Origin of the sequence: Leucobacter sp. M11, from assembly GCF_035726885.1 — a bacterium.
In the GTDB taxonomy this organism is placed as follows: domain Bacteria; phylum Actinomycetota; class Actinomycetes; order Actinomycetales; family Microbacteriaceae; genus JAPFRB01.
On sequence record NZ_JAPFRB010000001.1, the window covers coordinates 394,646 to 395,181 of the forward strand.

Annotated in this window: 1 protein-coding gene; it reads right to left on the reverse strand. The window is 68.1% G+C overall.

Annotated elements, in window-relative coordinates:
• Positions 1–103: 103 nt before the first annotated feature.
• On the reverse strand, positions 104–536 hold a 433-nt coding region (locus OOT08_RS01975), incomplete at its 5' end, for a PucR family transcriptional regulator (RefSeq protein WP_325090880.1).

The following is a 536-nucleotide window of genomic DNA, read 5'->3' on the forward strand; positions in this document are numbered from 1 at the left end:
TCAACGCGGTCGGTTTAACTAATTTCTTACTCACGTTCGTATTCTAATTCTTTGATTTCTGGGGAACCTGCGGAGTTGCCGTGAACCCGCAGCGGCCCGGCCCTCACGCGCCCCCGACGCTCCCCGCTCCCCGCGCGCCGTGGCGGCGCATGCGCAGCTGCGTCGCGAGCACCAGGCGGGTGTCCGGATCGTCGAGCGCCACGATCGCCCGGATACGCCCCAGGCGGTGCCGCATCGTGTTGGGGTGCAGGAACAGGCGCTCGGCCGCGGCCGGCACGTCGCAGTTTGTCGCGGTCCAGGCGAGCAGCGTCTTCTCGTACTCGGTCGCGTGCTCCCGATCGTGCGCGAGCACGCGAGCGATGGGATCGGCTTCGAGGAACGAGTCCATCCGGGAACAGGTGCCCAGGCGGAAGAAAAACAGCTCCGCCGCCACCTCCGCGTGATGCGCGATCCGCGGCGCGTCATCCCCCATGACCCCGAGCACCTCAAGCACCTCGGTGGCCTGAGCGGCCCCGTCCGGCACTCGTTCCAGGCGG